This window comes from Paenibacillus sp. RC67 (genome assembly GCF_030020805.1).
Classification (GTDB): Bacteria; Bacillota; Bacilli; order Paenibacillales; family NBRC-103111; genus Paenibacillus_S.
On the sequence record NZ_CP125098.1, the window covers coordinates 5,733,075 to 5,759,216 of the forward strand.

Consider the following 26,142-nt stretch of genomic DNA (forward strand, 5'->3'; position numbering starts at 1 on the left):
ACCGCTACCTTTACCTTTCAAATTTTCGTTGATTGTAAGCATGCTACCACCTCCCGTTTGGTGTTTTCGAGCGAGTCCCAAATTCCCCACAAATACATAATGCCGAGAGCACGGTCATACAGTCCGTATCCAGGACGGCACTGTTCATCCCAAATATGTCTTCCGTGGTCTGGCCTGGCATAACCCGTAAAGCCCTTCTCATAATACGCTGCGACAATCTCGCAAATGTCGACCGTACCGTCCTGGGATCGATGAGAGGTCTCGATGAAATCTCCGTTGTCGTAAACCCGCACGTTTCGGATATGGGCGAACGGAATGCGGTCTGCAAATTCCCTCACCATGTCCGCTATATTGTTGTTCGGGTTTACGCCAAGCGACCCGCTACACAACGTGACGCCGTTATAAGGGCTATCCACCAATTTCAGCAGCCTGCGGATATTATCCCGGTTCGTAATGATTCTCGGCAGCCCGAAAAGAGACCATGGCGGATCGTCCGGATGAATCGCCATTTTAATGTCGTTGATCTCGCAAACCGGAATGATCTGCTCCAGAAAGTATTTGAGGTTGTTCCACAAGTCCTCTTCCGTAACGTTCTTGTAGGCCTCAAAAAGCGCGGGCAGATGCTTCATTCTCTCCGGCTCCCAGCCCGGCATCGTGAAGTCCGGATTCTCGTTGATGACTCGGACCAGCTCTGCCGGATTATTCATGCTGTCGATCTTAGCCTTTTCATAAAAGAGCGCAGTGGATTTGTCCTCCAGCGGCTCAAATAAGTTAGTGCGGATCCAGTCGAAAACCGGCATAAAGTTATAGCAAATCACCTTCACGCCGACCTTTGCCAGCCTCTCGATCGTTATTTTATAGTTGTCGATATATTTGTCCCTAGTCGGTAGGCCCAGCTTGATATCCTCATGTACGTTAACGCTCTCTACAACCTCAATGTGAAAGCCGTATTCGTCAGCCTGTTTTTTGATCTCCAGCATTCTTTCGAGCGGCCATTCTTCCCCTGCGGAGATGTCGTGAAGCGCCCAGACAATGCCTTCCACGCCAGGAATTTGTCTGATTTGGCCGAAGGTTACCGTATCATTGCCTTCACCAAACCATCTGAATACCATTCTCATCGTCGATTCCTCCAAAATGTCACTGTTCCATAATTTTGTACTGAGGCTCCCATCCGAGCAGCTTCTTCGCTATTACACGCCTTCAATCAATTTGGCATCACGTTGTGCCGCCAAGCAAAGCTCACCCGCTTTAAAGGCGTGCTCCTGCGTCATCGCGTTCTCCGTGCGGTTTAGGCAATCCATAATCAGTTCCCCGAAAAACGGATATCCTATCTTCCCTTTTACGTCGAAATGATACTCGCCCTCATGATTAACGAGGTACACGTGCCCGCCGCCTTTTTCTCTGGCTATATCAACGTATTTGCGCAATTCGATATAACCGTCGGTGCCCAGAATAATCGTACGGCCGTCCCCCCATGTGCTGAGGCCGTTCGGCGTAAACCAATCGACACGGAAGTATCCCGTGGAACCGTTGTCGCCCACCAAGTTGCAATCGCCGAAATCCTCGAACGTCGGAAATTGCTTGTGGTTATAATTAGCCACCTGGCTGTTTACCACTTTTGCGTCCTTGGAACCTGTGTAAAACAAAAATTGCTCGCATTGATGGCTGCCGATATCGCAAAGAATGCCGCCGAATTGCTCCCGGTTAAAAAACCAATCCGGCCTGGACGGCACGTTGATCCTGTGCGGACCATATCCGCTCACCTGCAGCACACGCCCGATCGCGCCTCGTTCGATCAATTGCCCGGCAAAGACCGCGCTTTCCACGTGCACTCGCTCACTGTAATAAACCGCATACTTCAAGCCGGTCTCCGCCACTTTTTGCCGGGCCTGTTTCAGTTGCGCGAGCGTTGTAAACGGCGCTTTGTCCGTAAAGTAATCCTTTCCGTGCGACATGACGCACATTCCCAGGGTACAACGTTCTGACGTGATGGCCGCGCCTGCAACCAATTTCACGTTCGGATCCTGCAGCACCTCCTGTTCGGATCGTGCCGCCTTGACTCCAGGATACGTTTGAATGAATTTGTCCACCTTGGTCGGGTCCGGGTCGTACACCCATTTCAGCTGTCCTCCGGCTTCGATAAGCCCGTTGCACATTCCGAAAATGTGCCCGTGATCGAGACCAATCGCCGCAAACGGAAAAGCTCCCTTTTCACAAACCGGGGCCGGCTTTCCTTTCGGGGCGTAATTCATGCCGTCTTGTGCTTGCATAGCATTCATCTCCTGTTTTGTGTTACTTCTTATAATCGCTGCCGAGCGTAATCTCGTTCTTCGAGAAGGAAACTACTGACGAGGTCTTCTCGTAAAAATGCGGAGCGTTCGATGACTTGGCATCTTCCATTAAACGAGGACACATACGCCTCCAGATGTGAATTTGCGATTCCACCGGTACCGATAACAGCTACTTTAATCATCGTCTTTCATTCCTTAGATTTATTTAAAAAATTTGGCGTACTTCTGTTTTAAATTTTCTTTTTCAATCACTACCAGCTCCAGATGATCCCTTAGCATTTTTTCCGCTTGGTCGGGATCCTTCTCCTTGATGGCGCGAACAATTCCATGATGCTGGGCAAGTATGATTTGCCAGTCGGAATCGGAAGCAAGCCGTAAAAACCGGATGCGATTGTCATGCGTTGCCATTTGTTGAATAAGTCCCCACGTACGAGCCCGGCCGCAGCCGATCATAATCGATTTGTGAAACTCTTCATCGAGCTCAAACAGACGCCCGTAATTCTGTTCGGATTCGCACAGTTCCTGCAGCGAGACGAGATTTTGCAGATGAAGCACCTGTTCCTTGCTGAGCAGCTCACATGCTTCCCGAACAACGGCGGATTCCAATGTTTTTCTGGCAAACCGGGATTCTTCCGCATGCTGCAAATCGATAAGCGATATGATGGAGCCCTTTTGAGGAGTGGTAGCGATTAATTCCTCCTGAGTGAGTTTAACCAATGCTTCACGAATCGGCGTCCTGCTCACTTGGAGCATTTCGACCAGTTCTTTTTCCGAGATAAACCGCCCCGGCTCGAGTCGAAGCTCCATGATGTTTTTCTTCAAGGTCTCGTAAACGAAATCCCGTATGAGTCCTCTTTTGTCTCTTAAAGTGTCAATCTGAATACTCATTAGATCCTCCCGCTCGCGGAAAACAAGCCGTTCATTATTCATCCTTCAAGCGCTTACAAACAAAATCAGGATGACTAGTTACCCTAGTATACTAGTTTGAGGGAAGTGAACCGGATAGCATTATTAGGCTTAAACGGCCGCCCTATTTTGCTTGGATTCATTCTTCCAGCCACCATATGCTGATAACGCCTTGCGGATAGATTTTTTGCTGCCTTTGGCAATTGATAATACTAACATACCACGACTACAGCGGAGTTGACGATGCGCTAATCGTAAATAGAATTACCCATTTCTTGCATTTACTCGAAAATGAAAGCGCTGTATAATAAGTTTGGTAATAGATCGGATGAGTAAGGGGGACGTACACTATGTTTGTAATGACCGCCGATTCCGTTGAACTTGGCAGGCTTCCCGACGTTCGAATGTCCTTTCATCTGATGGGGCTGCATATTCGCGAAGTGGGTTCCCGGTGGACATATCCATCCCATGAACACCCTATGTACGAGCTTCATTGGATGATCGAAGGGGACATGCAGATGGACGTCGAAGGCCAAATTTACGATCAAAAAAAGGGAGACCTGCTCTTCATACGTCCGGGAATCATCCATTCGTGCAAGTCGGCAGGCTCGCATGGTTTCACTTATTTTTGCGTGCATTTCAGCGTAGCCGATCCCGCTTTGTCCAAGGAGCTGGAGCGCAATCAAGCCACCTGCTACGAAGCACCCTCTCCCCTTGTCAAGGAATTGGCCCCCTTCCTAACAGACTTATGTAATCTTGCGACTGAAAACAGGAGCCGATCGCTTTCTGCCGCAAAAAGCATGAAGATGTACGCAGCCGTGTTTGAGCTTTTGGGAACGTTGGTGGAGCAGCTGTTACAAACCGACAACGTCGTGCTAACGAAAAAGGAATTACTGGCCGGCCGCATCGCCGAGAATATTGAGGATTCGATCCGCAGCAGCCTGTTACATGGCCAAATGGTAGATAGCGAAAGAACATTCGTCCAAGATATAGCCGAATCCTTAAAATTGAGTCCGTCCCAGGTGAATCGGATATTTCAGCAGGTTTACGGGAAGGCTCCCCGCAAATATATGTCGGAAGTTTTGTTAAGCGAGGCCCAGCGCCTGTTGCTTCAGACGGACCTGTCCATAGATCATATAGCCATGCTGCTCGGGTATAAAACAAGCGCCCACTTCAGCCGCCAATTTAAGCGCTGGACAGCCATGACCCCGAGTGGGTTCAGAAGCAGTGCAGAGCGTGAATGCCCGAACCAACGATAAGCGGCCCCGGTTCGGAGACGCTTTTTGCCAGTTCTATATCCAACCTGATACCTTTTTCCAGCTTCCAGAGCTTGAACGATCCGTTCCACATCGTAGACGTTGCCTCTCCATGTGCCGCCGCTGACCGACTGCAGTGCGGCACACAGCCTGGTATCGTCATGGAGCGCGTCGTCGGGCCTCAGTGAGAAATCAAACTATTCAAATTTTTATAATTGTTTGATAGTGATTTTTGGCTTCAACCGGTAATCAGAACAAATTCTTGACACTGACATTTGACAAGAATCTGTTCTGATAAAAACAAAAACCCTCTTTTTAAGGAGGTGGGACTGACCCCCGTTTGTGAGACAGGGATCAAAGCACCTTTCAAGTTTTAAGCAGCCAGTCGCCGAAAATCTATAGGCGACTGGTTATTTAGTTTCGTTTGAATGCGAATTGAGTTATAGTAGTGAATGTAGTCTCGAACGGTTTGCTCAACGATTGCCGTCGTTGTGCAGGTCAAACCTTCGAGATAGAACGTTTCAGACTTTAGCGTGGAATGAAACGATTCAATGGGGGCATTATCAGCGGGCGTACCTTTACGGGACATGCTCATGGTAATGCCTTTTCCTTTTACAGCCTCCTGGTATGCCCAGGACGTATATACGCTTCCTTGATCACTATGGAGCATCATTCCTGTCCCGCCTGGTAATTGGTTCAACGTGTCAAGAACAAACGCTGTATCTTGTTTATCTGCAATACTATAAGCTACAATCTCTCCGTTGTACAAGTCTAGAATGCTCGACAAGTACAATATTTTTCCGCCATATGGCAGGTACGTAATATCTGTCACCAGCTTTTGCATAGGCCCATCGGCTAGAAATTCACGTTTCAGCAGATGCTCCGCGATGTAGCTAGGTTGTCCGGTGGACCGAGGGCTCCGCTAGGAGCCGCAGCATGAATACGGTTTATCTGATGTTCGTCTCTTCATTGAGATTCCCCAAAAGTTACTTATACCAAAACATTGTATAGCTTCCTTCGCTTGCGTTGCTTGTCAAAACTATATCGTACTTTCCTTCCCTTTGCGCCTTAAATTCTATGTTTCCATCCATCTTGTTATTTGTTTCCCTTGCCCACTCAATAGTTTTGTCTTCATTTAAAATTTGGATTTTCAGATCGCCCAAAACTAAGTCAACACTATAATCTGCATTAAATACTTGATTTTCTTTGAGTCTAATAGTTTTTAATAATTTCGTTCCTTTAAAAGATTTATAACTGCAACTTTCTTTTGTCTTATCAGAGTTAAAGAATGTACTACAACTACTCATTGTAGTAGTAGATGAATATGAATCAGCCATTGAAGAAAGGAAATGTACTATCCCCATAGTTATAACGAAAACTATAAGGGGTACTAAAAAAAGCACTATAAATATTATTTTCAAAGTCTTCACTGTAACACCTACTAATTTTGTTTTAAAGATCTAGACGAATTGCAGATAACGTCTTTTTTGCGAACTATTTCATTCCCAATTTCGAACAGTCTGCCGATCATGGATAAGTCCATGCCACAACTACATTTGTATTTCATTTCATATTATTTCCTTTCTTGTTATGCAATCGTTCCCCGCTAGTTTTACCCGTATGCAAGAGACTGTTCCCTTCCCTTAATGTTTCAAGAATTACATATATATTTCATTATCAATGATCGTTAAAAGCCTAAGTAAACGCTCAATCATCCAAATGCCGGAGGAATTCGAATACACGCTGTAACAGCAACGTCGTCGTTTCAGCGTCATATGACGGCAAACTGCTGTCTGCGAATAAGTGTTGATCGCCTGGGTACAAAAAGAGATCGGCATGATTGGCCGTCGCCACGAGTTCACGTGCCGCTTCAATGTCGCCCTCGTCAACGAAATAGGGATCCGTGTCCATGCCGTGAATTTGCACCGGCAGATTAGCTGGCCAAGGAGATCCGAACATCGAGGTCGGAACGCAGGAGTTAAAGAACAACGCTCCACTGGCGCCTTCACGGGTCTGAGCGAGCTTCTGGGCCGCCAATACACCGAGCGAAAACCCCGCATAGACGATCTCGTACGGAAACTCACTGGCCGCTCGTGAACCACGCTCCATTATCTCTTCGAACCCAATCTCCTTGACATAGGCCATGCCATCCTTGATAGTGGTAAACAAATGACCGTCGAATAGGTCAGGAACATGTACAGTGTGCCCCGCCCTTCTAAGCTCGTCGGTGAAGGTAAAAATCCCCTTTGTCAGTCCCAGTGCGTGATGAAATAAAAGAACCTCCGCCATTGCTCTTCTCCTCTCATGAGCGACTTTATGAATATTGCCCCTCTTAAACTCATCATAGATTTCGACCCTTACTGTCGTTATCCTGCCCGTTAGCGCAACGCGACTGCCGATTGATGCCGGTAGCCGCGTCTTAGTATTTTTCAATGAATCTATCGTTTCCCGATAGTTCAATAGAAATTTGTCTGGGACTAATGTAAATCTTTACGAGAAATGTTCTAACTCCTTAGATACCACTTCGAATCTTTTTATTCCTTCAACAGTATCTAGGTATATAGAAAATATATAATTGTACAGGTATCTTAGTTTAGATAAAGAAATATGCTCTTTATCGACCTCGCTTTTTATATCTTTTTGTACCCTCAGTATCAAATCAAAATGCCCGTAAAAGAAGTTAGCTGCTGGTTTAATAACAAGTGTGGAGTTGTTAAAACGGTCAAAGTATATTTGTAATTTTTGGATTTTTCTTTCGAAGAATGTGAGTAATGAAGAAATATATGCAGTAGTTGAGCTATCTAATTGGACAACTTCATCTTTTGAAAGTCCTTTCGCCTCATATTCTTTTTCAAACTGTCCTACCAGAAATCTCAACAACCTCCAATTCAAATTCACCCAATAAACATCAGCCATGACAAATTCGTAAATGGGTTTGTAAAAAAGAAGTTCTCTTCGTAATTCGGCATACTTCATTTTTCTCTTTCCTCTTTTAAATATTTTCAAAAAGGTACCCACCCACTTTCGAAAAAGTAGCTGTCCGTTTAGCGTAGAAAAGACAGTTGATTGTTCGGCTGCCCTTGAACTAACTAACGTACCCGTTAACATTCCTGTAGGTGTTAGTAGATTCAATTTGCAGAAAAACGGACGCCTCGCTAGGATGAGTATGTACTGGGTTGCAGCCCTCAGAACTCACCTTAGGAGGCGTTATTATGAAGTCTAGATTAAATAAAGTGCAAAATCAACGTGTTGAACGTATTTCCACTTCCACTCTTGTCATAGGCATCGACATGGCCAAGGAGAAACATGTTGCTCAAGCCATTAATTTTCGAGGTATTGTCCTCACCAACCGTCCAATCATGTTTTCAAATGAGCATGCCGGCTTTGAGCATTTAAAAAGCAGCATACGTAAATTGCAAAAAATGCACAGCATGAATGACGTCGTTGTGGGAATGGAGAGTACCGGTCACTACGGGTTCAATATCGCCAATTGGTTGGTGAATCAGGGTATTTCTGTTGTCCTTGTTAATCCAATGACTACCAAACGCAATAAGGAAAGCAGAGATAACTCCCCTTCAAAGAATGACCCCAAGGACGCATTGGTCATTGCCGATGCAGTGAGCCGCGGGTTCTACACACCTTTCTCTCCAAAGGAAGAAGCTTTCCGCCGCATTCGGGTTATCGTTACAAACAGAGAGCATTGGGTTGTTAAATCTGGACGGATCAAGAACAGAATCCACCGTTGGCTGGATATCCGTTTTCCAGAATACAGACAAGCATTTGAGGATATTTTTACTCCTCGTTCATTAGCCACTTTGCGTCGTTTTCCAGCCCCATCTGACGTATTGCAGTTAACTCCGGAGCAAATGGTGCATATCTGGGGAGAGTACATGGCTAGACCTGGCGGTGTGCGAGGCAGGAACAAGGCGACCTAGCTTCAAGCACTCGCTAGACATAGCGTTGGAGACGCTACCGCCCTAGAAGAAGACAAATGGGAACTGAGACACCTAATCGAAGAATATGAAAGAGTCTGCCAAATTATTGATGAAGCAGATGAGATGATTGAAAAGATACTGCCCGAAATCCCCTGTTCAGATCTTGTTCGATCTGTCGGTGTTTCCGTCCCTGCGACGGCGGCCATATTAGCATTTGGAGGGGACTTACGTGATCTGTCTCACGGAAATCAGTTATTGAGAAAGGCTGGATTGAACTTAGCGGAACGTAGTTCTGGCAAGTTTAAAGGGCAAATTAAGCTCACCAAACGAGGCAACTCATTACTTCGTAAGCATTTGTACTTCTCCGTGTTTCATCTCTTATCTCACAATCGTGCATTTCAAGCCCTGCATGCACACAATATTGAAGTGAAACGAATGACGAAAATGCAGTCAATGATGAAGTTGATTGGGAAACTGTCTCGTATGCTTGTAGCCATGGCGAAAGAAGGCAAAGAATTTTCCACAGATAAGGCTCAGCTTCCGTTAGCAGCTTAGAAACTAAATCACAACCCAGAAACGTAGATTGGCTCGTTCTCAGGATTTCACAAAGAAAGCACGGAGTACCGAGATTTTTACGCTTTAGGGCTTAGACCCGTTCCGTTAACGTTGATCGGACTCCACACCTTAGATAGGTAGGACGAAGGAATGTAAGGGCATAGACCCGTTGAGATTTGGGAGAGTGAATCCCAAGGACCTTGTGGAGAGAGACGTGCAGCATTGCTTTTGCATGGAAGATGTTGTAAATAGATCGATACCTTCTATTTCCGCATGCCCTCTAACGGAATCGCAATGCCCACACTATTAAATCATCTAAACTCCTATTTTAACATCCATGTGAAATCCTGCGAATGAGCGAGCATTCGTGAGGAAATCCTTATTCTCTGAGGGAGCGTAACAAACGGCTGCCAATCGATGCAGGCAGCCGCGTCTTAGTCGTTTTTTGATCTATCGGTACCCGTTAGTTCAATTCCTAACTTTCTTAACTTACCCAATAGGTGTTCCATTCGGTAGTGTAATGTCTGGTTTCAAGAGAACTACGTCCCCCTTTTCCGGTATTCCTCCAAGAACTAATACTTCTGATTTGAAACCAGCTATACGTCTGGCAGGAAAGCTAACGACACCTACTATTTGTTTCCCTATAATCTCCTCAGCCTTATACCGTTTCGTAATTTGTGCACTCGATGTTTTAATTCCGATCTCTGCTCCAAAGTCAATTTCAAGTTTAATAGCAGGTATTTTTGCTTCTGCAAAAAACTCCGATTTAGTAATTGTTCCAATACGAATATCGAGTTTCAAGAAATCATCGATTGTTGCCATTTTTCAATCCCCTATCCACATTGTAGCTTAAAGATTTTGACCAAAAATACATGCCCATACCAAATAAAGTCAGGATACCGCCTAAGAACTGAAATAACGATATGGTTTCTCCCAATAAAAGATACGCAAGAATGATAGCAAGTACAGGTTCTCCAATGATACCTACGGAGATAGTTGTTGCCCCAATTGATTTTAATAATAGATTGAAAATATATTGTCCAAAGATAGTCGGGATTATCGCAAGCAACAAAAAGTAGGTCCAATCGGATGAGTCGTATTCAATTAAAGAATAGTTATTAATCAAATTGTAGACGAGCATTACGGCGCCACCAATAAAAAAGACGATGATGCTGTATACATTGGCATCGATTTTATTGCTTACTTTCTGCCCCGCCAACAGATATGCGGAAACGAAGAGTGCCCCTATTAACGATAAGCCGTCTCCAATTAGTGCTTCTTTGGAAACTCCTATATCTCCCCAAGCGATAAGGATTGAACCCGAAAGAGCAACGATCAAGCATAGAACAGTTGTCAGATTTGCTTGTTCCTTGAACAAAAAATATGAACCAATCATCACAAATAATGGCTGCAATGCCAAGATGACCATGGAGTTTGCAACTGAGGTATAGACCAAGGATTCCATCCAGAATAGAAAGTGAAACCCTAGAAAAAGACCGGCTAAAAGAACGATACTCCAATCTTTTTTATTCATCTCAATGGAACGAAGCCTTTTCCAAGGCACCAAGGCAAGCATGATGATGACTGAGATAAACAATCTGTACATCCCAGCCACAGAAGTGGGCGTATCTGAAAACTTGATCATGATAGAAGAGATTGAAACGGACAATATACTGATAATTAACAAAATAAACGGTAACGAAGATTTATTGAATTTAACCATAATTCCTCCAAGCATTAGACAATTACCTGTGCACAGAATTGTAAGGATAGGCCTGAGATGGATATAATAATATCATCACCAACGTCTATTTTGTGCAACTATATCTTTCATTTATATTGAAATATCGTCGAATGGAGGAGTCTGTCCCTTGGGAAAACAATTATACGAAGCCATTCAGTATCCTGACGAGGCTTTTCCATACATTATGTACACGCATACGAATCATGAGTCGATTCCCAAAGGCAGAGGCGTTAACGATCTGCATTGGCACGAAGAATTACAAATGACTTTAGTGACCAAAGGGAAACTAACGATACAAATCAACGGAATCGATTATTATTTAGAAGCCGGCCAAGCCATCTTTATCAATAAGAGTGTCCTGCACATTGTTATACACCTCACTCATGACGGGGAGTATGTCAGTTTTAATTTTCCGGAGAAGCTACTCGCCTTCTATTCAGACAGTATTATGGAAAAAAGCTTTGTACTTCCTTATACGAATTCTTTCTTATTGTCACTAGAAATAAAAGGAGATGCGGAGTGGCAAAAGCAAGTTCTGCATATCCTTTGGGATATGAAAAAGGAATTTGAAAAGAAAAAAGCTTGGGGATGGCAGTACGAGGTTTCGATCAAAACGGTTCAGTTATGGTTGACTCTAATATCAAATATATCTCTTTCTTCAGAGGAGTCCTCCAAACACAACAGACTCCAACAAGAGAGGTTACAAGTAATGCTTAGCTTTATCCATCAAAACTATACAGATCCAATAACATTGAAAGAAATTGCTGATGCAGCCCATTTGAGCGTTTCGGAGTGCACGCGCAGCTTTAAGAAAAGCATTCATATGACTCCTTATGACTACTTGGTTAAATACCGTATCAAAAGGAGCTGCGAGTTGTTAGAATCCACTGAATATACGATAACCGAAATCGCCCGGAGAGTTGGTTTCAATCATGTCAATCATTTTATCCAGTCTTTTAAAAAACATCGTAAAAGTACACCTAAGGAATTCCGTAAAATTAGAAATGAGCAGACTACTTATTGAAAAATCCCCTCATCGAATTGCTCTTTTCCTTCATCAGGCTTCAAAATAATCAATTTATTCGATTAGCGTAATCTGCCCGTTAGTTGAGAAAAGGCAACCGATCACAAGAAGCCGGCTGCCTTCAAATTCTTTATTGAGTTATCGTACCTGTTAGTTGAGCGAGAGAACAAAACGAAAAACAAGCGATGGGTCGGTTCCATCGCCCACGCTATTAATCTCCGATTTACAAATCAAAAATGTTCTGTTGCAGACTTCTCATCAGGCTGATTAAATTGCAAAACTCCCCAAAGATTTCCTTCTGTATCATAAAATTTGAGCACCCATGCGAATCCGTCGTTTTGATACAGTTGAATTTGAGCACCTAATCTGGTCAAGTTTTTATAGAGCTCATGGATCCGGGTCGTACGATATAATAACACAGGAAAATCTGTTCCATTTACAGTATAATGCGCATTCGTCAAATCGTCGTTAGTTTGCCATAGCATAAGGAGTGGACCTGCTGGCAATGTAAGGAATGCAATGCGGTCTCCATCGCGGCTACTTAATCGAAACCCCAACTGTTCGGTATACCATGAGATTGCCCGATCCATTTGTTGCACAGGAATTTGAACATGTTCAAGTGATGTGAGCATAAATTTTCACCTCGAGACAATTTATTTAATACATAAATTCAATAGAATCGACTCAACTCCTTCCATTTCATTCCACAATCCTGCCCGTTAGCTTAATTCCGTTCCCAGTCTAATACTATTCACGGTTTATCAAGACTTAAATTTGAAAAACCTGTATTAAATAAGGGATTTCACATACTAGTCATATCTAATATGTCAGTCGACCAAGGAAATTTTTTGAGGTAAATCCACATCCTTCAGTTGTTCGTACTGAACCAAATAATCTTGCAATTAATTCAACATAAAGGCTCGCTCGTTACTTAAACCAAGCGAAAAGTTTATTGATTAAAAAAAAGTCTTTGACTGAATGTGTCTAGCTCACAGACCCGTGACATGAGAAGGCTCAGCCAAGCAGTTCAAGATTATCTAATCGAATTTGGTAACTTGTCCATTTTCCCATATGCGGAAAAATGACTCATCTCAACGACGGAAATGGGCTTTATTTTTGCTTTCTCCTTGTGTGGTGAGGACTTAGTTATGCTGTCTCATGGAAATCAGTTATTGCGAAAGGCAGGATTGAACTTGGCAGAACGTAGTTCTGGTAAATACAAGGGGCAAATTAAGCGCACAAAACGAGGCAACTCATTACTACGTAAGCACTTGTACTTCACTGTGTTTCACATTTTATCTCATAATCGTGCATTCCAAGCCCTTCATAAACACAATGTAGAAGTGAAACGCATGACGAAAATGCAGTCAATGATGAATCTGATTGGGAAACTGGCTCGGATGCTTGTAGCCATAGCGAAAGAAGGACAAAAATTTTCTGCAGATAAGGCTCAGCTACCGTTAGTAGCTTAAAAACTAAGAACGCTACCCAGACACGTAGATTGGCTCATGTATTACGTCTTTTATAAACCCCGTTAGATTTACGACAGAAGGAGCAGTTGCTGCGGCAAACTGCTACATGATTTGTTGAACTAAAGAGACCCGTTAGTTAAATAAATTTGTTGTCTTGAGTGTCTTCGTCGCTTTTGTACTCCAAAATATCACCTGGCTGACAATCCAAAGTCTTACATATCGCTTCTAATGTTGAAAAACGAACCGCTTTTGCTTTCCCATTTTTCAGAATGGAAAGATTCGCCATAGTAATTCCAACCCTCTCCGAAAGCTCCGTTACGCTCATTTTTCGTTTTGCTAACATCACATCAATATTAATAATAATTGCCATATGCTCCACCTCAGACCGTTAAATCATTTTCTGATTTTATATTAATAGCTTCTTGTAAAAGCCTTTGGAGAACAGCAGCAAAAACAGCAATCACCATAGAGGCGAAAATAATGACCAATCCCATTGGTATGAAACTTGGAGGGTCAACTCTCTTCCCCATGAGATAGTAGAGTGGCATACCTAGCAGGTACAAGGTACTGATTGTGATGGCACAGTATTTTATATTCTTTAAAGCTTTTACCGATAATGCCGAGAACGCTTGGTTCTTATCAATATAGCTTAAAAGTTTAAAAGCTTGATACAGAGCAAAGTAAAAAGGAATCGCTGCTGCGTACATATCGATTAAAACGAGAGATTTCATATAAGCCATTTCTGGATACAATTCTCCAGCAAAATTCCCAATCTTAGGCACTAAAAATATGCACAAAGCGAGAATTGGGATTCCAATAAGAATAACAGCCATCTTCAAAAAGATTGTTGTTCCTCGTTTCATAAAGCGCACCTCACCTATTTAATGTCAGTTTTTACTTTATCACATAATTTATCGATTTTCAATAAATAAATATCGTATTTTGATAAAAATAAAAAGCATTTCTCATTACAAAGAAATGCTCTTACTTTTAAATGTTAATTTTACAACTTATTCAACAAAACTGCCCATTAGTTCAACAACAGTCGTTGTCGTACCTTAATTTCGAATATATCGCCTACTGTGAACCGCATTGAAATTCACCTCACGTATTGCATTATTATCTATGAGAAAAGCTACTTTCAGCAAGTGGCTTTAATGCTAAAATGATGGGATGTCGGAATCAAGAACTATTCCATACTTATTTACGAGATAGATATGGGCATATATCCAATCCCTATTAATTATCTCGGCATACACTGAGTTAGAAGCCCAATTAATAAGGAGTGAAAAAATCGAATGGGATTTATACCGCAGCAAGGTCCAACTTCTCCTCCACCCTCATATGTACCTCAAATGTCTCCATATGCTGTTGACCTTGGGACAATTTCTGGTTGTTTGGATCAATACACTTTTATATGGCTTAATAATGGAGATAGCTTTTGGTTCTATCTGACTTTTGTCGGAAGGACATCGATTTTAGGATATAGATTTTTCGGAGGAAGATGGAATCCTTATACAGTTAATTTAAGAGAAATTATTTCATTTTCATGCTACTAATTAATTATAATCCATGATAGAAGCGTACTTTTCCGCAGGGCCTCTTGTCTGTTCAGCTTGTTTGCCCCGCTACCTGCCAGTTAGTTGAAAAAATGTAGCTGAATCGCTTTAATTTATCAAGAAGCTCTGGAGACATTTACGGAGCTTGTTTTATTGCATAAAGCTTGTACTTATGTAGTGTTTGTGAAGAAAAACGGATCATCTAAGTGTTTGGGATTTAGAGAACTAATTATGAGGGAGAACAGATCCATGGCAAAATTTAAAATAGACGTACTAAAGGAAGAAATTGCTTCCTAAGTACGTCCATTGCACTATCGTACCCGAAAATGGATTCATTTAGGCTCTTCGATTGCCCAGAAACGATTTCCGTTCGGATCAAAAAACATCAAAACCTTATCTCCTCCACCGCCGATCGTAATCTCTCCCACTGTGACGCCGCTGCCAATTAATTCAGATCGCAACTGCTCTATGTCTTCTGTTGTAAATTGTATCGAATAATGTGGGTTCAGCTTAATATTACCTGTATACCAAATGCTGTTTTCGTCAGTTTCTTCTCCGAAAAGTAAGATTTCCTGCCCGTTTTCCAACTTAAGACTTGCAATCCCCATCTTCCATATCAATTTGAATCCCAGCACATTTACATACCAGTCAATTGCTTTTTCGTATTCTTCAAAATTACCTGATTTCGTCACTGGAATGCCTAATACAATATCTTTAACACCCATTAATCTCTCATACCTCCCGTATCTTTCAATACGTATTTGCATTGATGTAATGGTAATTATGTATCCCTAAAAGACTCGGCATTATTGTCACACTAACCTGCCCTTTAGCTTAATGAGGCCACCAATTGTTCCCGCAGCGACCTCATGATGTTTGTGTTGAGCTATCGTTACCCGTTAGTGGAGTCTTATTTAATAAAGGGAGGCTTCTTTCCAGAATATAAATCATCAAAGAAAATTGCATGATCGGGAAAAAGATTCTCAGGTAATGAATTAAGTGGGAAAAACATAATTTCCAACGATTCATTATTATACTGATGTAACTCACCTTTATAATCTTTACAAGTAAACATAATTTGTACCATAGAGACTTGGTCACCATTTATAAAAATTTTCTCAGTATTTGAATAGATACCAAACAAATCCATACTACCTAGTTGTAATCCTGTTTCCTCAAAAACTTCTCTACGTGCAGTATCTTCTATTTGCTCTCCTAATTCCATGAATCCACCAGGTAATCCCCAATAACCGTTATCTGAACGACGATGCAGCAGTAAATGTTGACTTTCATTGAATACAAATGCACCTGCCACTACCATTATTACTTTCGTATTTCCAACCAAAGTACGTAGTTCTTTAATGTAATCTGCCAAATCCCAACCTCTCTCCACGAATTTTCTGTTTACAGTTTATCGCTCGAATGTCTGGATATAAATGGATTATTATTAGAGTCTTATGGATTTTTGTTATTAAAGAAAATTGCCAGTTACCTCAACGGGAATAGGGAGCAGCTGCCGCGGCGATCTGCTCCCTGATATTTGCACTATCGTACCCTTTAGTTTAATAATAATGTGACTATCTGACTTGGTGAATCGAATAAGTATGTTGGATTTAATGGAAATAGCCTTTCTTTCTTGCCTTCACCCCATAGAGCGGCAATGCTAGTCATATTTGCAGCGTGGGTTGCCTGTATATCAGTCGGTTGGTCACCAACATAAAAACAATCACTTGGTTTCAAATTAAGTTTTTCTGCCAGCTGTAGTAAAGGAATTGGACTTGGTTTAAAATCAAGGCAATCTTCTTTAGCCAAAATTACCTCAAAGAAAGACATTAGTCCGGTATTTTGTAATTCTTTTTCTGCATTTTGCTTTAATTTCGCCGTAACAATACCCAATTTAAATCCATTTCCTTTAAGACTCTGAAGCATTTCACGAATACCACTATATTCTTTAATATTATGATTGTATTTTTTATAGTATCCCAATGCTCCTCTATGATTCTTTCGATTTCTAACAATGATAAGAAAGGAAAGAGCTCTTTTAAAGCCTTAAATGGTTTTCCAAGTAAGTATTGTTTTTCGTGTTCATCCAAGTCTCGATTCAAAATTTTTCGAATCCCATAATTATACGCTTCCGTTCCAAGCCCTTCGCTGTTTATTAAGGTCCCATCCAAGTCAAATAAAACACCGGTATAGCTTCTCATCTCCATTTCTCATCATAACTCCGCTCTGCTATTTCCAATGATATCCTTTATTCTAAACAACCACAATATCTGTTTAATAAACTGCCATTGGTTGCGCAAATCTGCCCGTTACTTTAACGAAACCAGGGAGCAATTGCCGCGTGGCGAGTTGCTCCTGGTTATTGCGCTAACGTACCCTTTAACGCAATCGAACATCACTAAGAGGAACTTTGTAATATCCCCAGAGTAGTAAAAGTGGGATACCAACAAGAAGAATTTTACCAGAGGTATTCATTTATCAGCTATCGTTTTAGCATAAATCTGCGACGATATACGATTAGTTCATCCACCTATAATAATCTTGAGAATGCATTGTTTTAAATCCAACCGATTCATATAACCCTAGAGCGTGGTCGTTTTTCGTTTCGACTTCTAAGTGTACCGAATATCCCGCCGATCTTTGCTCTTTAATGATTCGGCGCAACACTTTTCTGCCTATTCCTTTGCCTTGATATTCTGGCAAAATGGAAAATCCATAAATCCACGCTTGCCCCTCTTCTCGGCTCACTCGAATTTTCCCTACCGTTCCTTCGCTCACGTCAATCATGAGCATATCAGTGTTATCCGCGAAGATCTTGCTTTCTCTCGCTCTGGCGTCTTCTTCGTCCAAACCGAACGCCGTAACGGATAATCGTACGCGCATTTCGTAATCATCTAATGTTGCTTGCCTCAGAAAAATACCGTCCGTTTCTTCAAGTGCCTTTTCTTGCCACTCCATTTGATGCTCTGAGAATGCATACTCAGCACCTTGTTTACTCAAAAAAGCTTTTGCCGCATCTGATCCTGCAGGCGCGTTCAACAAGATTTTCTTGTACCCGGTTTGTTTGACTTTTGCCATTCCTTGTTGGAACAATCGATGGAAATGCCCATTTCGTCGTTCACTTGGTTTCACCATTCCGCAAACTTCGACTGTAGAACCAAATGCATACAAACCTAAAAACGCTACAAGTTCGCCATTTTCATAATGAAAAAAATCTAGCTGATCAGATTCGCGTTCTCTAAGCATTTCCCAGTTAAGCTTCAGTTGTAAATGATCATGAATTTCACACTCTTTTTGCAATTTTTCAATATCTTTTATTTGTTGTATCGTTAACATTTTTCTCCTTTGATAACATTTGTAGCTCCTATACACATTTTTCTAGGGAAAGTTCCCCCCTATTAAAGTACCACTAAATTCAATACTATTTGAAGGGAAAGAAAATATATATTAATCTATCCTGCCTGTTATTTTAATGAAAACGGGGAGGAACTGTCGCGCAGCGATCTGCTTCCTAGTTATTACGCTTTCGAACCCGTTAGTTCAATGAACTGTCCCTAAAAAAGATACAAGCAACTCTTTCCGCTTATGATATTCAGGTGAATCAGAATGTAACAAACCACATGCATACTCTATAACTACCTTACGGCCAAACAAAACTTTTTTGAGGTTTTGACACCACAATCTTTGCAGTTGAAACCACATCCATCCTATGCATTTTTCCATTGTCCCTCAAACGTGTTAACAGCTCGATATTCCGCGAAGCTTACAGTTACCCATGGTGAAAATAAAATTCCTGAAACGATGAAAATAAGGGTTATCGCGCTAAAAAGAATGTGTTTCATGATCCCCCCTCTAATATGTTTACATCATTTCCATGTAATATTTAATTCGGCACTGTTTGTTGACAATGTGCAAACAAACTAAAACAAGCGATGGATCGGTTCCATCGGCTATCGGAACCGTTACTTTTATAGTACAGACCTGCGATAGGTCTTAAAGAACGTCGAAAAAGTTCTAAAAATGAATTTCTTTATTTACCCAGTCATCAATGAATCTATGTCTTCCTGATTCACAGTATCGAACTCTTCCTTTCCATAGATGTATTCTGGCTACCTGTTGATTATCTGAACCTGTTATACCTCATGAAACAATGTGCAAGGCAAGTGCTAAAATTGTGCATTTTAAAGTAATTTGGGATGGTGTACATTGAAATAGAGAGTATGCTTAATGAAATGTAACGGAGGGGTCTTATTATGAAACCGTGTAAATCATTTTTTATCGCCACTATCGTAAGCGCTATCATGATTGCAGGATGTTCCAGCGAGAAGCCGAAACCGGGGAACATGGCCAGCACCACGTCTCCCAGCTCGGAACAGGTCACGATCAAGATCAGCATGGACACAACGCTTGACGAAGATTTAATGACACAGATTCAAGAGCAATTGAAAAAGGATCATCCGAACATCACGGTAGAGTTCATCAAATCGGTGAAGGGGACTACGCTGCCTGAGCTTATCATAGCCGGCCAACCTCCGGACATTGTACTCACTTACAACGGTAAAATTGCATCCTATCAGGACTTCGACATTTTATACGACATGACACCCTTATTGAAGCAAATGAACGTTGACCTAGGGCACTTCGACCCCAGCATTCTAGAAGACTCCAAGATTGGAGCTGCGAATGACGAAGTCTACGGGCTGCCGCTCAGTCTAAATTATCACGCTCTCTACTACAACAAGGACATCTTCGATAAATTCGGGGTGCCCTACCCGAACGACGGTATGACTTGGGATCAAGTGCTGCAGCTCGCCAAAAAGGTCACCGGTGTGGATTCAGGCGGTATGCAGATCCGTGGCTTCGACCCGGGCAACAGCGTCATCTGGGTATCCCAGCCGCTTGGCATCGCTGTAGTCGATCCGAAGACCGAGAAGGCTACCATGAATAATGACCAATGGAAAAAAGTATTTGAAATGGTGAAGTCGTTCTACTCTATCCCCGGGAACGAGCCAAAGGGGACCCCGAAGGATTCTTTCCTCAAGGATAAGGCACTCGCCATGTACACCGATCTCAGCATCATTAACGACCTGGAGCTGGCTGCTGCAAACGGCTTGAACTGGGATATGGTTCAGTATCCGAGCTATCCTGAGAAGCCGAACATTTACGGCAACGCCAGTGTCAATATGCTGATGATTACAAAGACGAGCCAGCACAAGGAGCAGGCACTTCAGGTTATCCAGACGGCGGTCTCGGATGCGGTGCAGCTGGAGAGCGCCCGGAAGGGCCGCGTCACGCCGCTGAAGGATCCCAAGTTCAAGAGCGAATTCGGTAAGTCGCGCGATGTGCTGATGGGGAAAAATGTGCAGGGCATCTTCAAGAGCAAACCGGTGAAATATCCGGTTGCGTCCAAGTACCGTTCAAAGGCCGAGAGCATGGTCCGCGACAAATTCACCGAGTACATGACGGGCAAGATTGATGTCAATACCGCGCTCTCCCGCCTTGATGAAGAGATTAACAGAATGATCCAGGGCAGCACCCAATGATCGTGAGCTTACACCTGATGAGTCCTTCGGTACGCCGAAGGGCTCATTTGCAATTTCTTCGAGAACAGCCGACTTAAGTAATAGCCGTTCTCGTAGCCGCATTGATGTGCCACCTCTTCAATTGTCGCTCCGCCGGTAATGAGGAGAGTGCATGCCTTTTTCAGCCGTAGACCGGTCAGGTAATCGGTTGGGGTCATGCCTTGTGTAGCTTGGAACCGGCGTGTGAACTGAACAGGATTTAGTCCCAGCTCATCGGACAGCGCCTTCATACTGAATGCCTCATACGCCTTCTGCTCGATCAGACGGCATGCCCGTTCCATGAGGGGATCACGGCGGACGTCTTCCTTGGGCTCCGAATGAATGGACTCGGCATAATGCAAATAGAGAATGTCTTGCAGGTGCACCGCAATCCAGCTCAAATAGAAAGGATCAGGAGAGCCGGCCAGACTCTTCATCCGGAAGTAATTCGAAGCGAGCCTCCGTGTATCCTTAAACTTCACCTTCCCTACCGGAATCGATTCATGAGAATGCACAAGGCTGCCCCCGCCGTCGACCCATTGTAATCGAATATAATAGAACGACAGCGGTGTAATGACATCCCTGTAGAACGGGATGCCAGGCGGGCATATAACGATGTCGCCGAACGATGCGATGCCTTCCCGATCACCTATCTCATAGTGAAAGGAGCCGTCCTCCACGGCAAATATGACCCATTCGGCATATATATCTTCTTTATAAGAAAACTGCTGCTTCTGAAACCAATACGTGCATTGGCTCATGCGGGGATTCAGATTCCATAAACATTGCACGAGTGACAGGCCCTCCCTTAGGCGGCTCGATAATTGAAATATTGTATTAAACATATATTAATACAGTCCATTTTAAAAGGAAAGGAATTCCTCTATATTGAAACAAAGGATAAATTTCAATAAGGATGTGGATCCCAGAATCATGCTTAATGTAACAGGCTTCACCCTGAAGGAAACTCCCGACGAACTCGTCATTACCACGAGCAGTTATGTCATGCACATCGATAAAACCGGCTTCCGGTTCTCTTTCAACGGTCCTGAACGATCAATAATCGCAGCTGCACACCAAGATTCCGGCCTGCGGTTCTCCTCTCCTGACAGGGAAGGGCTTCATGACGCGATGATCGCTTCACACGTATCAAGCGACGATACCCAGGTGTGCCTCCTTATCTGCAACCGTCACGGCGATCAGGCCGAGGTACGGATAGAGCCCTTCCCTTGCTGTGTTAAGCTGCAGGTCTTTCCGCTGGCCGAAGGCCGGTATGTCATCGAGGCTAGGACTGCTCCCCTCCAGCCCGTTTTCGGTCTTGGCGACCATGGAGGCTACGGGGACACCGCGGATCTGTTCGGCTTTTCTGACGATAACTTCTGTAATGCTAGCGACGGCAAGCGCTTCGTCTCGAATTTTGCCGTCTTCCCGGCAGCCGGCTTCGCGCAGGTGCTGTTCGAGGACGGTGTGAAACGTGTCCGAATCCACGAAACGGAGAATGCCTTGGGTGTGGCCGGAGTGCGCGACGTGGATGGTTTGTATTATTTTATCGGCACGATGCAGGAGATTTACCGGGATTATAAGCACGCCCGCCTTCACGAGGGATACGCAGACGCGAAGCCAAAGATCGACTTCTTCGAGCTTGGGTATGAGGCGTTCGGCTCTTTGGGATGGAATACGTACCAGCAATCGGTGTTGGACGATCTTCAAGCTTTTCTCGACCGAGGCTACCGGCTGCGCTGGAGCGTCATCGGCTCGGGTTTCTGGAAGGGCGACCGGAAGGCGAATGAACAGGGAGCGACGACGAGCTTCGGGATCTGGGATGAGCAGCGGCAAGAGGGCCGGACCGACGGCCTCCCGAATCCCAGGTACCCGGACCAGAAGGCGCTGAAGGCGTGGTTCCGCTCACATGGACTGAAGCTCATCCTGGGGCTGCGCATCAGCTTCAAGGCGCTACGCGAGCAAGGCGGACATTATGAGCCTGAGCATGACGGCCCTTATGTGCTGGAAGGCTTGGAACGAGGCTATTTCGTCTCCGATGCCGAAGGGAAGCCGTTGACCTTCCGGGTTGTATTTCCTAAAGGCGCGGTCTATCTGCTCGACGTCCGCAAGCCTGAGGCGGTGGCATGGTACTTGGCTCTGGCCGGATTGTGGGAGGCGGACGGCTTCAAAGAGGATACAATGCTGAAGGACGGGCTCGTCCTTCGCAACGATGCCAAGTGCAACGGAACGAATGTGAAAAAGATGGGGGCCGGCTATCTCACAATGGTTCGCAACAGCGCTTATTCCGTGCCCGGCGACATTCTGCGCCTGGAGGACACGATGTACGGCTTCGATCAGGACCGTCCGGCCCTGAACGGCTTGAATTACGCAGCGAGCGGAGCCCCGAACGTCTATCCGGATATTGTGGCAGGCAAATACATGAACGCTCCGCTGACGGAGGATCAGAAGCTGTATTTTGTCCGGAATGCGATGTTCGCAGCCGTATTCCCGGCGATGTCCGTAGGGCTTGGTCCTTGGAATCTGAACGATGAGGCCTATGAAGCAGTGGTGAAGAAGGCGTCTGACTTCCATTCCTCTTTGGTGCCTTATTTGTACAGCGCAGCGCAAGAGAGCTATGCCACCGGCTACCCGCACACGATGACGCCTCTGCCAATTGCCTACCCACAGGAAAGGGATACGTATGCCTTGGCTAATAAAAGGACGAAGCAATACGAATGGATGCTCGGCCCTTCCCTATTGGCAACACCGGCTTACGGGAGCGATTATGCTGAGGTTACGTCGCGGGATGTGTATTTGCCCAGTGGCACCTGGATCGATTATGAGACTGGGCAAGTGTACGAAGGTCCTGTCGTGCTGCCCGGATACGCTCTGCCGCTGGATAAGCTTCCGGTGTGGATCGGGGGGAAGGGCGTGCTCGTCGTCCGAGACTTATCGGACGAACGGCTCTATGCAGAGGTATATCCGGTAGCTGGGAACGGGTCTGTCTATCTTTTTCACTATCCCGACGGCGAACGAACCTCCCTGATTAGGAATGACAATAAAGGCTGGAATCCAGAGACGCTTGAAGTTATTGAGGCTGGGTCCGGCTTGAGGACCGACTTCGATTTCATGCCGATCACCGGCGCGTTCCGGTTCCCAATCCTTGAGGGGGTTAACTACCGGCTAATTGGCGGGGCTTAAATTCGCTATACGATAGAAAGTCAGACTGAAATAGGCTCAAAATCGTTCCAGATACCCTAGAATAGTTGAATAGAGGCGGAATTTTAAAGGGGATTTCGCCTCTAATAAGTGGTAAAAAAATCGTCGATAAAGTTCTCTACGGCGCTCGTTGCGGAGCTGTACGTAGAATTGCGTGGTTGATTGACCTAGCATACTTGGGTGAAATTTAGAGGGGCACCGTTATCAAGGAGTTGGAACGCATAGGTATGTTGATAGCGATGCAGATATACGGTATCTTCAATAATCGGCTGTTGTGAACTGCTCCTTGATTATTATGTTATCGTTTCCCGTTAGAATTCCTGTAAAACGAAAAATTTGGTGTTTGAACAAAAACGAGCGCCTCGTTACGATGGGGTTACGCACGAGGTCAAAAGCCTCAAAAAGCCCATCTAGGAGGTCGCTCTATCATGAAGTTTAAGGCACAGGACAAACAAAATCAACTCATAGAAAACATTACCGTTCATCATCTGGTCGTTGGTGTAGACATGGCCCAAGAAGCCCATGTCGCACGCGCTGTCAGCTTTCGAGGGATAGCTCTGGGAACTCCCCTCGAGTTCGGTAATCATCGTGAGGGGTTCAGGCTATTCGAGCGCTGGATCCAAGATCTCCTCAAAACCTACAATCTGAGCCGTCATGGTTGGCATGGAACCAACCGGTCACTACTGGTTCAGCCTTGCACGCTGGCTTGTTGACCAAGGTATTGAAGCTGTTCTGGTTAATCCTCATCTTGTTAAAAAGAACAAAGAAAACCGAGATAATACACCTTCCAAAAGTGATCGTAAAGACGCGCTTGTCATTGCAGATATGATCAAAAACGGGTATTACTCTCCAGTTCGTTTTCATTCAGAGACTTATGACGAACTACGTATTCTCATGGCGAACCGTGAAACGGTCACCAAACGCCTCAATAGTGCCGTGAATCAGATTCATCGCTGGGTAGACATTGTATTCCCTGAGTTGCGTCAGGTCTTTAAAATCCTTACATGCACCAGTGCAATCGCAACATTACGGCTCTTCCCTTTACCAAGAGAAATTAGTCAATTAAACACGGGGCAGATCCTCGAGGGTTGGAAGCAATTTGTGAAGCGTCATTCTGGCATTAAGCGCGCTAATTTGCTCATTTCACTAGCAAAATCGAGTGTTGGTACTACACAGGCGCTTCACGTTTACAAGCTTCACTTATGGCAATTGCTCCAAGAATATGACCTGGCCCAGAGCCGGCTTGAGCAGATTGAGCATGAGGTCCATCTCATTCTTGAACGTATTCCTTATGCTCAGAGGCTGCTTGAAATACGCGGCGTTAACGCCACGAGTCTTGCTGGTATACTTGGTGAAGCTGGTGATCTAAGTGGATATACGCACGGAAATGCGTTGCTTCGCCATGCTGGATTGAATCTAGCTGAGGCCAGTTCTGGGAAGTGGCGTGGAACAATGGCGCTCAGCAAACGGGGATGTCCTCGCCTGCGTCATTTTCTCTATCTCATGACAATGTGTATGGTTATGACTAATCCGGATGTTAGGGCTTTGCACCACCATAATGTTGAAGGAAAGAAGTTAAAGAGGATGAAGTCCATCATGAAACTGTGTGGTAAAGTCGCCCGCATGCTTGTTGGACTAGCCAAGAGCGGCGAAGTTTACGACTCGGCCAAGGTCTTCCCGCAAGCAGCCTAACAATAATCTATCCTCACCGGCTCATGCATTCGCAGGATGATAAGAAGCACGGAGTATCGGGAGACGTTACGCAAAAGGGCTCGGACCCGTTCCGTTAGAAAGACCGACCTCCCCCCCTTAGTTAGATGTGACGAAGGAATGAAAGGGCTTAGACCCGTTGAGACATGGGAGCGAGAATCACTAGGGCTACGTGGAGACGTGCATAATATGGAATGATATGGGTGTTTGACACCACACCTTTGTTCCCACATGCGATTTCTACGATCCTCAGCTATCGGCTCCTACGTATGCTCTTTTTGCTCGCATTTACTAAGGGTGATATCCTGCGAATACATGAGTCTTAGTGAGGAAACTAAATCATTTCGAGGGAGCGTAATGAACTTTTCCGAATGGACCGAAGTGTGATTTCGGTGTTATATGAAGTGCCATGACATCCTGACATCTCTATAAATTGCTCTTACCATTCTCTCCATTCTTCTGTTATGTCTTGACCTTCTTCTACTTCTAATCCAGCTAGAATTGCTGCTTTTTCTATGAATTCCGCTAATTCTTCTCGTTCCATTGTCTCGATAAAATAATCATTCTCCTCATTCAACTCATTAAAAGCTACTACTATCTCTTCAACTAATTTCATTATCTTCTCCTGATCTTCACTTTCCTGTATTGAGATCAATTGATTTAAGTAATTATCAATTACCTTATCACAAAAATCTAATCGCTCTGGTGTGAATAGATCATCACCAAATTCAATCATTCTTTCGTTCCATAGTTTAGTTGGCTTTTCTTTAAATAATTCTTGTAACTTCATAGTAATAACCCTCTTCCTAGATTTAATAGTTTTTATTTCTTTATCAGATCCATGGTACTTCTTGTATTCACGAGCCCGAGAGGCTTTATCTGCCTGACTAGGCTCCTTGAAAAACCTCGGGCAGATCAAGGACCC

Annotated in this window: 29 protein-coding genes and 2 pseudogenes; 10 read left to right on the forward strand and 21 right to left on the reverse strand. The window is 44.1% G+C overall.

The features are described from left to right. Window positions 1–17 precede the first annotated feature (17 nt). The 4 genes from uxuA to QMA13_RS25985 form a co-directional block, all read right to left on the reverse strand. The gene (gene uxuA, locus QMA13_RS25970) at window positions 18–1,118 is read right to left on the reverse strand and encodes a mannonate dehydratase (RefSeq protein WP_282936607.1); all 1,101 of its coding nucleotides are present in this window, start codon (window positions 1,116–1,118) and stop codon (window positions 18–20) included. A gap of 72 nt (window positions 1,119–1,190) precedes the next feature. Next, window positions 1,191–2,270, reverse strand: a complete 1,080-nt coding sequence (locus QMA13_RS25975) for a Gfo/Idh/MocA family protein (protein ID WP_282936608.1) — start codon at window positions 2,268–2,270, stop codon at window positions 1,191–1,193. Between the two features lie 22 nt (window positions 2,271–2,292). Beyond that, a complete protein-coding gene (locus QMA13_RS25980) occupies window positions 2,293–2,415 on the reverse strand; it encodes a hypothetical protein (protein WP_282936609.1) in 123 nt (40 codons plus the stop codon). Between the two features lie 77 nt (window positions 2,416–2,492). Further along, window positions 2,493–3,179, reverse strand: coding sequence for a GntR family transcriptional regulator (locus QMA13_RS25985; protein ID WP_282936610.1), 687 nt, complete (start codon window positions 3,177–3,179; stop codon window positions 2,493–2,495). A gap of 368 nt (window positions 3,180–3,547) precedes the next feature. On the opposite strand from QMA13_RS25985, the gene QMA13_RS25990 reads away from it, so the two are divergent. Together QMA13_RS25990 and QMA13_RS25995 are read left to right on the forward strand one after the other, a co-directional pair. Further along, window positions 3,548–4,456 (forward strand): helix-turn-helix domain-containing protein, encoded by a 909-nt coding sequence (locus QMA13_RS25990; protein WP_282936611.1) that lies wholly within the window; start codon window positions 3,548–3,550, stop codon window positions 4,454–4,456. Further along, the gene (locus QMA13_RS25995; RefSeq protein WP_282936612.1) at window positions 4,438–4,641 is read left to right on the forward strand and encodes a hypothetical protein; all 204 of its coding nucleotides are present in this window, start codon (window positions 4,438–4,440) and stop codon (window positions 4,639–4,641) included. Before QMA13_RS25990 ends, QMA13_RS25995 begins: the two co-directional genes overlap by 19 nt. Window positions 4,642–4,826: 185 nt before the next feature. On the opposite strand, the pseudogene QMA13_RS26000 reads toward QMA13_RS25995, so the two are convergent. The 4 genes and pseudogenes from QMA13_RS26000 to QMA13_RS26015 all read right to left on the reverse strand — a co-directional run. Next, a pseudogene (locus tag QMA13_RS26000) lies at window positions 4,827–5,366 on the reverse strand (IS3 family transposase); the annotation flags it as partial. Between the two features lie 73 nt (window positions 5,367–5,439). Then, window positions 5,440–5,790 (reverse strand): hypothetical protein, encoded by a 351-nt coding sequence (locus QMA13_RS26005; protein ID WP_282936613.1) that lies wholly within the window; start codon window positions 5,788–5,790, stop codon window positions 5,440–5,442. A gap of 370 nt (window positions 5,791–6,160) precedes the next feature. After that, a complete protein-coding gene (locus QMA13_RS26010) occupies window positions 6,161–6,742 on the reverse strand; it encodes a dienelactone hydrolase family protein (protein WP_282936614.1) in 582 nt (193 codons plus the stop codon). Window positions 6,743–6,943: 201 nt separating this feature from the next. Beyond that, complete coding sequence (locus QMA13_RS26015; RefSeq protein WP_282936615.1) at window positions 6,944–7,459, reverse strand: hypothetical protein; 516 nt, start codon at window positions 7,457–7,459, stop codon at window positions 6,944–6,946. Window positions 7,460–7,665: 206 nt separating this feature from the next. Between QMA13_RS26015 and QMA13_RS26020 the strand changes: the two genes are divergently transcribed. Then, window positions 7,666–8,388, forward strand: a complete 723-nt coding sequence (locus QMA13_RS26020; RefSeq protein ID WP_282936616.1) for an IS110 family transposase — start codon at window positions 7,666–7,668, stop codon at window positions 8,386–8,388. A 123-nt stretch (window positions 8,389–8,511) separates the two neighbouring features. Continuing rightward, window positions 8,512–8,943: a transposase gene (locus QMA13_RS26025; protein WP_282936617.1), complete on the forward strand. Its 432-nt coding sequence runs from the start codon at window positions 8,512–8,514 to the stop codon at window positions 8,941–8,943. A 489-nt stretch (window positions 8,944–9,432) separates the two neighbouring features. On the opposite strand, the gene csaA is transcribed toward QMA13_RS26025, so the two are convergent. Continuing rightward, window positions 9,433–9,765, reverse strand: a complete 333-nt coding sequence (csaA, locus tag QMA13_RS26030) for a chaperone CsaA (protein WP_282936618.1) — start codon at window positions 9,763–9,765, stop codon at window positions 9,433–9,435. Continuing rightward, window positions 9,749–10,666, reverse strand: coding sequence for a DMT family transporter (locus tag QMA13_RS26035; RefSeq protein ID WP_282936619.1), 918 nt, complete (start codon window positions 10,664–10,666; stop codon window positions 9,749–9,751). The genes csaA and QMA13_RS26035 overlap by 17 nt, the downstream gene beginning before the upstream one ends. A gap of 148 nt (window positions 10,667–10,814) precedes the next feature. Here QMA13_RS26035 and QMA13_RS26040 point away from each other — a divergent pair, with 148 nt between their 5' ends. Further along, the gene (locus QMA13_RS26040; protein ID WP_282936620.1) at window positions 10,815–11,711 is read left to right on the forward strand and encodes an AraC family transcriptional regulator; all 897 of its coding nucleotides are present in this window, start codon (window positions 10,815–10,817) and stop codon (window positions 11,709–11,711) included. Window positions 11,712–11,941: 230 nt separating this feature from the next. Here QMA13_RS26040 and QMA13_RS26045 read toward each other — a convergent pair whose 3' ends face one another. Beyond that, entirely contained in the window at window positions 11,942–12,343 is a 402-nt protein-coding gene (locus tag QMA13_RS26045; RefSeq protein WP_282936621.1) for a VOC family protein, read from the reverse strand. 516 nt (window positions 12,344–12,859) lie between these two features. Between QMA13_RS26045 and QMA13_RS26050 the strand changes: the two genes are divergently transcribed. Beyond that, a complete protein-coding gene (locus QMA13_RS26050) occupies window positions 12,860–13,183 on the forward strand; it encodes a transposase (RefSeq protein WP_282936622.1) in 324 nt (107 codons plus the stop codon). Window positions 13,184–13,319: 136 nt separating this feature from the next. Here the strand turns inward: QMA13_RS26050 and QMA13_RS26055 are convergent, their stop codons facing one another. After that, the gene (locus QMA13_RS26055; protein WP_282936623.1) at window positions 13,320–13,553 is read right to left on the reverse strand and encodes a helix-turn-helix domain-containing protein; all 234 of its coding nucleotides are present in this window, start codon (window positions 13,551–13,553) and stop codon (window positions 13,320–13,322) included. A 10-nt stretch (window positions 13,554–13,563) separates the two neighbouring features. Next, complete coding sequence (locus QMA13_RS26060; RefSeq protein ID WP_282936624.1) at window positions 13,564–14,046, reverse strand: DUF2975 domain-containing protein; 483 nt, start codon at window positions 14,044–14,046, stop codon at window positions 13,564–13,566. Window positions 14,047–14,481: 435 nt separating this feature from the next. Here QMA13_RS26060 and QMA13_RS26065 point away from each other — a divergent pair, with 435 nt between their 5' ends. Further along, entirely contained in the window at window positions 14,482–14,742 is a 261-nt protein-coding gene (locus QMA13_RS26065; RefSeq protein WP_076238555.1) for a hypothetical protein, read from the forward strand. Window positions 14,743–15,074: 332 nt separating this feature from the next. Here the strand turns inward: QMA13_RS26065 and QMA13_RS26070 are convergent, their stop codons facing one another. From QMA13_RS26070 to QMA13_RS26090, 5 genes are all read right to left on the reverse strand, one after another. Further along, entirely contained in the window at window positions 15,075–15,467 is a 393-nt protein-coding gene (locus QMA13_RS26070; RefSeq protein WP_282936625.1) for a VOC family protein, read from the reverse strand. A gap of 185 nt (window positions 15,468–15,652) precedes the next feature. After that, complete coding sequence (locus QMA13_RS26075; protein ID WP_349254172.1) at window positions 15,653–16,117, reverse strand: NUDIX hydrolase; 465 nt, start codon at window positions 16,115–16,117, stop codon at window positions 15,653–15,655. 182 nt (window positions 16,118–16,299) lie between these two features. Beyond that, complete coding sequence (locus tag QMA13_RS26080) at window positions 16,300–16,728, reverse strand: HAD family hydrolase (RefSeq protein ID WP_282936626.1); 429 nt, start codon at window positions 16,726–16,728, stop codon at window positions 16,300–16,302. Next, entirely contained in the window at window positions 16,614–16,952 is a 339-nt protein-coding gene (locus tag QMA13_RS26085; protein ID WP_282936627.1) for an HAD family hydrolase, read from the reverse strand. The genes QMA13_RS26080 and QMA13_RS26085 overlap by 115 nt, the downstream gene beginning before the upstream one ends. 310 nt (window positions 16,953–17,262) lie before the next feature. Next, window positions 17,263–18,081, reverse strand: coding sequence for a GNAT family N-acetyltransferase (locus QMA13_RS26090; RefSeq protein ID WP_282936628.1), 819 nt, complete (start codon window positions 18,079–18,081; stop codon window positions 17,263–17,265). A gap of 917 nt (window positions 18,082–18,998) precedes the next feature. Between QMA13_RS26090 and QMA13_RS26095 the strand changes: the two genes are divergently transcribed. Then, the gene (locus tag QMA13_RS26095; protein WP_282936629.1) at window positions 18,999–20,288 is read left to right on the forward strand and encodes an ABC transporter substrate-binding protein; all 1,290 of its coding nucleotides are present in this window, start codon (window positions 18,999–19,001) and stop codon (window positions 20,286–20,288) included. 8 nt (window positions 20,289–20,296) lie between these two features. Here QMA13_RS26095 and QMA13_RS26100 read toward each other — a convergent pair whose 3' ends face one another. Beyond that, on the reverse strand, window positions 20,297–21,097 hold the full coding sequence (locus QMA13_RS26100) for an AraC family transcriptional regulator (protein ID WP_282936630.1): 801 nt from the start codon (window positions 21,095–21,097) through the stop codon (window positions 20,297–20,299). A gap of 358 nt (window positions 21,098–21,455) precedes the next feature. Next, complete coding sequence (locus QMA13_RS26105; RefSeq protein WP_282936631.1) at window positions 21,456–21,794, reverse strand: hypothetical protein; 339 nt, start codon at window positions 21,792–21,794, stop codon at window positions 21,456–21,458. Between QMA13_RS26105 and QMA13_RS26110 the strand changes: the two genes are divergently transcribed. Continuing rightward, window positions 21,774–23,489, forward strand: a complete 1,716-nt coding sequence (locus QMA13_RS26110) for a TIM-barrel domain-containing protein (protein WP_282936632.1) — start codon at window positions 21,774–21,776, stop codon at window positions 23,487–23,489. The genes QMA13_RS26105 and QMA13_RS26110 overlap by 21 nt on opposite strands. A gap of 446 nt (window positions 23,490–23,935) precedes the next feature. Then, window positions 23,936–25,199, forward strand: a pseudogene (locus tag QMA13_RS26115) (IS110 family RNA-guided transposase). 457 nt (window positions 25,200–25,656) lie between these two features. On the opposite strand, the gene QMA13_RS26120 reads toward QMA13_RS26115, so the two are convergent. Next, the gene (locus tag QMA13_RS26120) at window positions 25,657–26,007 is read right to left on the reverse strand and encodes a hypothetical protein (RefSeq protein ID WP_282936633.1); all 351 of its coding nucleotides are present in this window, start codon (window positions 26,005–26,007) and stop codon (window positions 25,657–25,659) included. Window positions 26,008–26,142: the final 135 nt, after the last annotated feature.

Bases quoted from the DNA above. Each gene is read 5' to 3' on its own strand.
- QMA13_RS25980 (WP_282936609.1), bottom strand. From the start codon at position 2,415: ATGTGTCCTCGTTTAATGGAAGATGCCAAGTCATCGAACGCTCCGCAT.
- QMA13_RS26050 (WP_282936622.1), top strand. From the start codon at position 12,860: ATGCTGTCTCATGGAAATCAGTTATTGCGAAAGGCAGGATTGAACTTG.
- QMA13_RS26035 (WP_282936619.1), bottom strand. From the start codon at position 10,666: ATGGTTAAATTCAATAAATCTTCGTTACCGTTTATTTTGTTAATTATC.
- QMA13_RS26095 (WP_282936629.1), top strand. From the start codon at position 18,999: ATGAAACCGTGTAAATCATTTTTTATCGCCACTATCGTAAGCGCTATC.
- QMA13_RS25975 (WP_282936608.1), bottom strand. From the start codon at position 2,270: ATGCAAGCACAAGACGGCATGAATTACGCCCCGAAAGGAAAGCCGGCC.
- csaA (WP_282936618.1), bottom strand. From the start codon at position 9,765: ATGGCAACAATCGATGATTTCTTGAAACTCGATATTCGTATTGGAACA.
- QMA13_RS26005 (WP_282936613.1), bottom strand. From the start codon at position 5,790: ATGGCTGATTCATATTCATCTACTACTACAATGAGTAGTTGTAGTACA.
- QMA13_RS26010 (WP_282936614.1), bottom strand. From the start codon at position 6,742: ATGGCGGAGGTTCTTTTATTTCATCACGCACTGGGACTGACAAAGGGG.
- uxuA (WP_282936607.1), bottom strand. From the start codon at position 1,118: ATGAGAATGGTATTCAGATGGTTTGGTGAAGGCAATGATACGGTAACC.
- QMA13_RS26055 (WP_282936623.1), bottom strand. From the start codon at position 13,553: ATGGCAATTATTATTAATATTGATGTGATGTTAGCAAAACGAAAAATG.
- QMA13_RS25985 (WP_282936610.1), bottom strand. From the start codon at position 3,179: ATGAGTATTCAGATTGACACTTTAAGAGACAAAAGAGGACTCATACGG.
- QMA13_RS26065 (WP_076238555.1), top strand. From the start codon at position 14,482: ATGGGATTTATACCGCAGCAAGGTCCAACTTCTCCTCCACCCTCATAT.
- QMA13_RS25995 (WP_282936612.1), top strand. From the start codon at position 4,438: ATGCCCGAACCAACGATAAGCGGCCCCGGTTCGGAGACGCTTTTTGCC.
- QMA13_RS26045 (WP_282936621.1), bottom strand. From the start codon at position 12,343: ATGCTCACATCACTTGAACATGTTCAAATTCCTGTGCAACAAATGGAT.
- QMA13_RS26085 (WP_282936627.1), bottom strand. From the start codon at position 16,952: ATGGAGATGAGAAGCTATACCGGTGTTTTATTTGACTTGGATGGGACC.
- QMA13_RS26020 (WP_282936616.1), top strand. From the start codon at position 7,666: ATGAAGTCTAGATTAAATAAAGTGCAAAATCAACGTGTTGAACGTATT.
- QMA13_RS25990 (WP_282936611.1), top strand. From the start codon at position 3,548: ATGTTTGTAATGACCGCCGATTCCGTTGAACTTGGCAGGCTTCCCGAC.
- QMA13_RS26025 (WP_282936617.1), top strand. From the start codon at position 8,512: ATGATTGAAAAGATACTGCCCGAAATCCCCTGTTCAGATCTTGTTCGA.
- QMA13_RS26060 (WP_282936624.1), bottom strand. From the start codon at position 14,046: ATGAAACGAGGAACAACAATCTTTTTGAAGATGGCTGTTATTCTTATT.
- QMA13_RS26070 (WP_282936625.1), bottom strand. From the start codon at position 15,467: ATGGGTGTTAAAGATATTGTATTAGGCATTCCAGTGACGAAATCAGGT.
- QMA13_RS26120 (WP_282936633.1), bottom strand. From the start codon at position 26,007: ATGAAGTTACAAGAATTATTTAAAGAAAAGCCAACTAAACTATGGAAC.
- QMA13_RS26090 (WP_282936628.1), bottom strand. From the start codon at position 18,081: ATGTTAACGATACAACAAATAAAAGATATTGAAAAATTGCAAAAAGAG.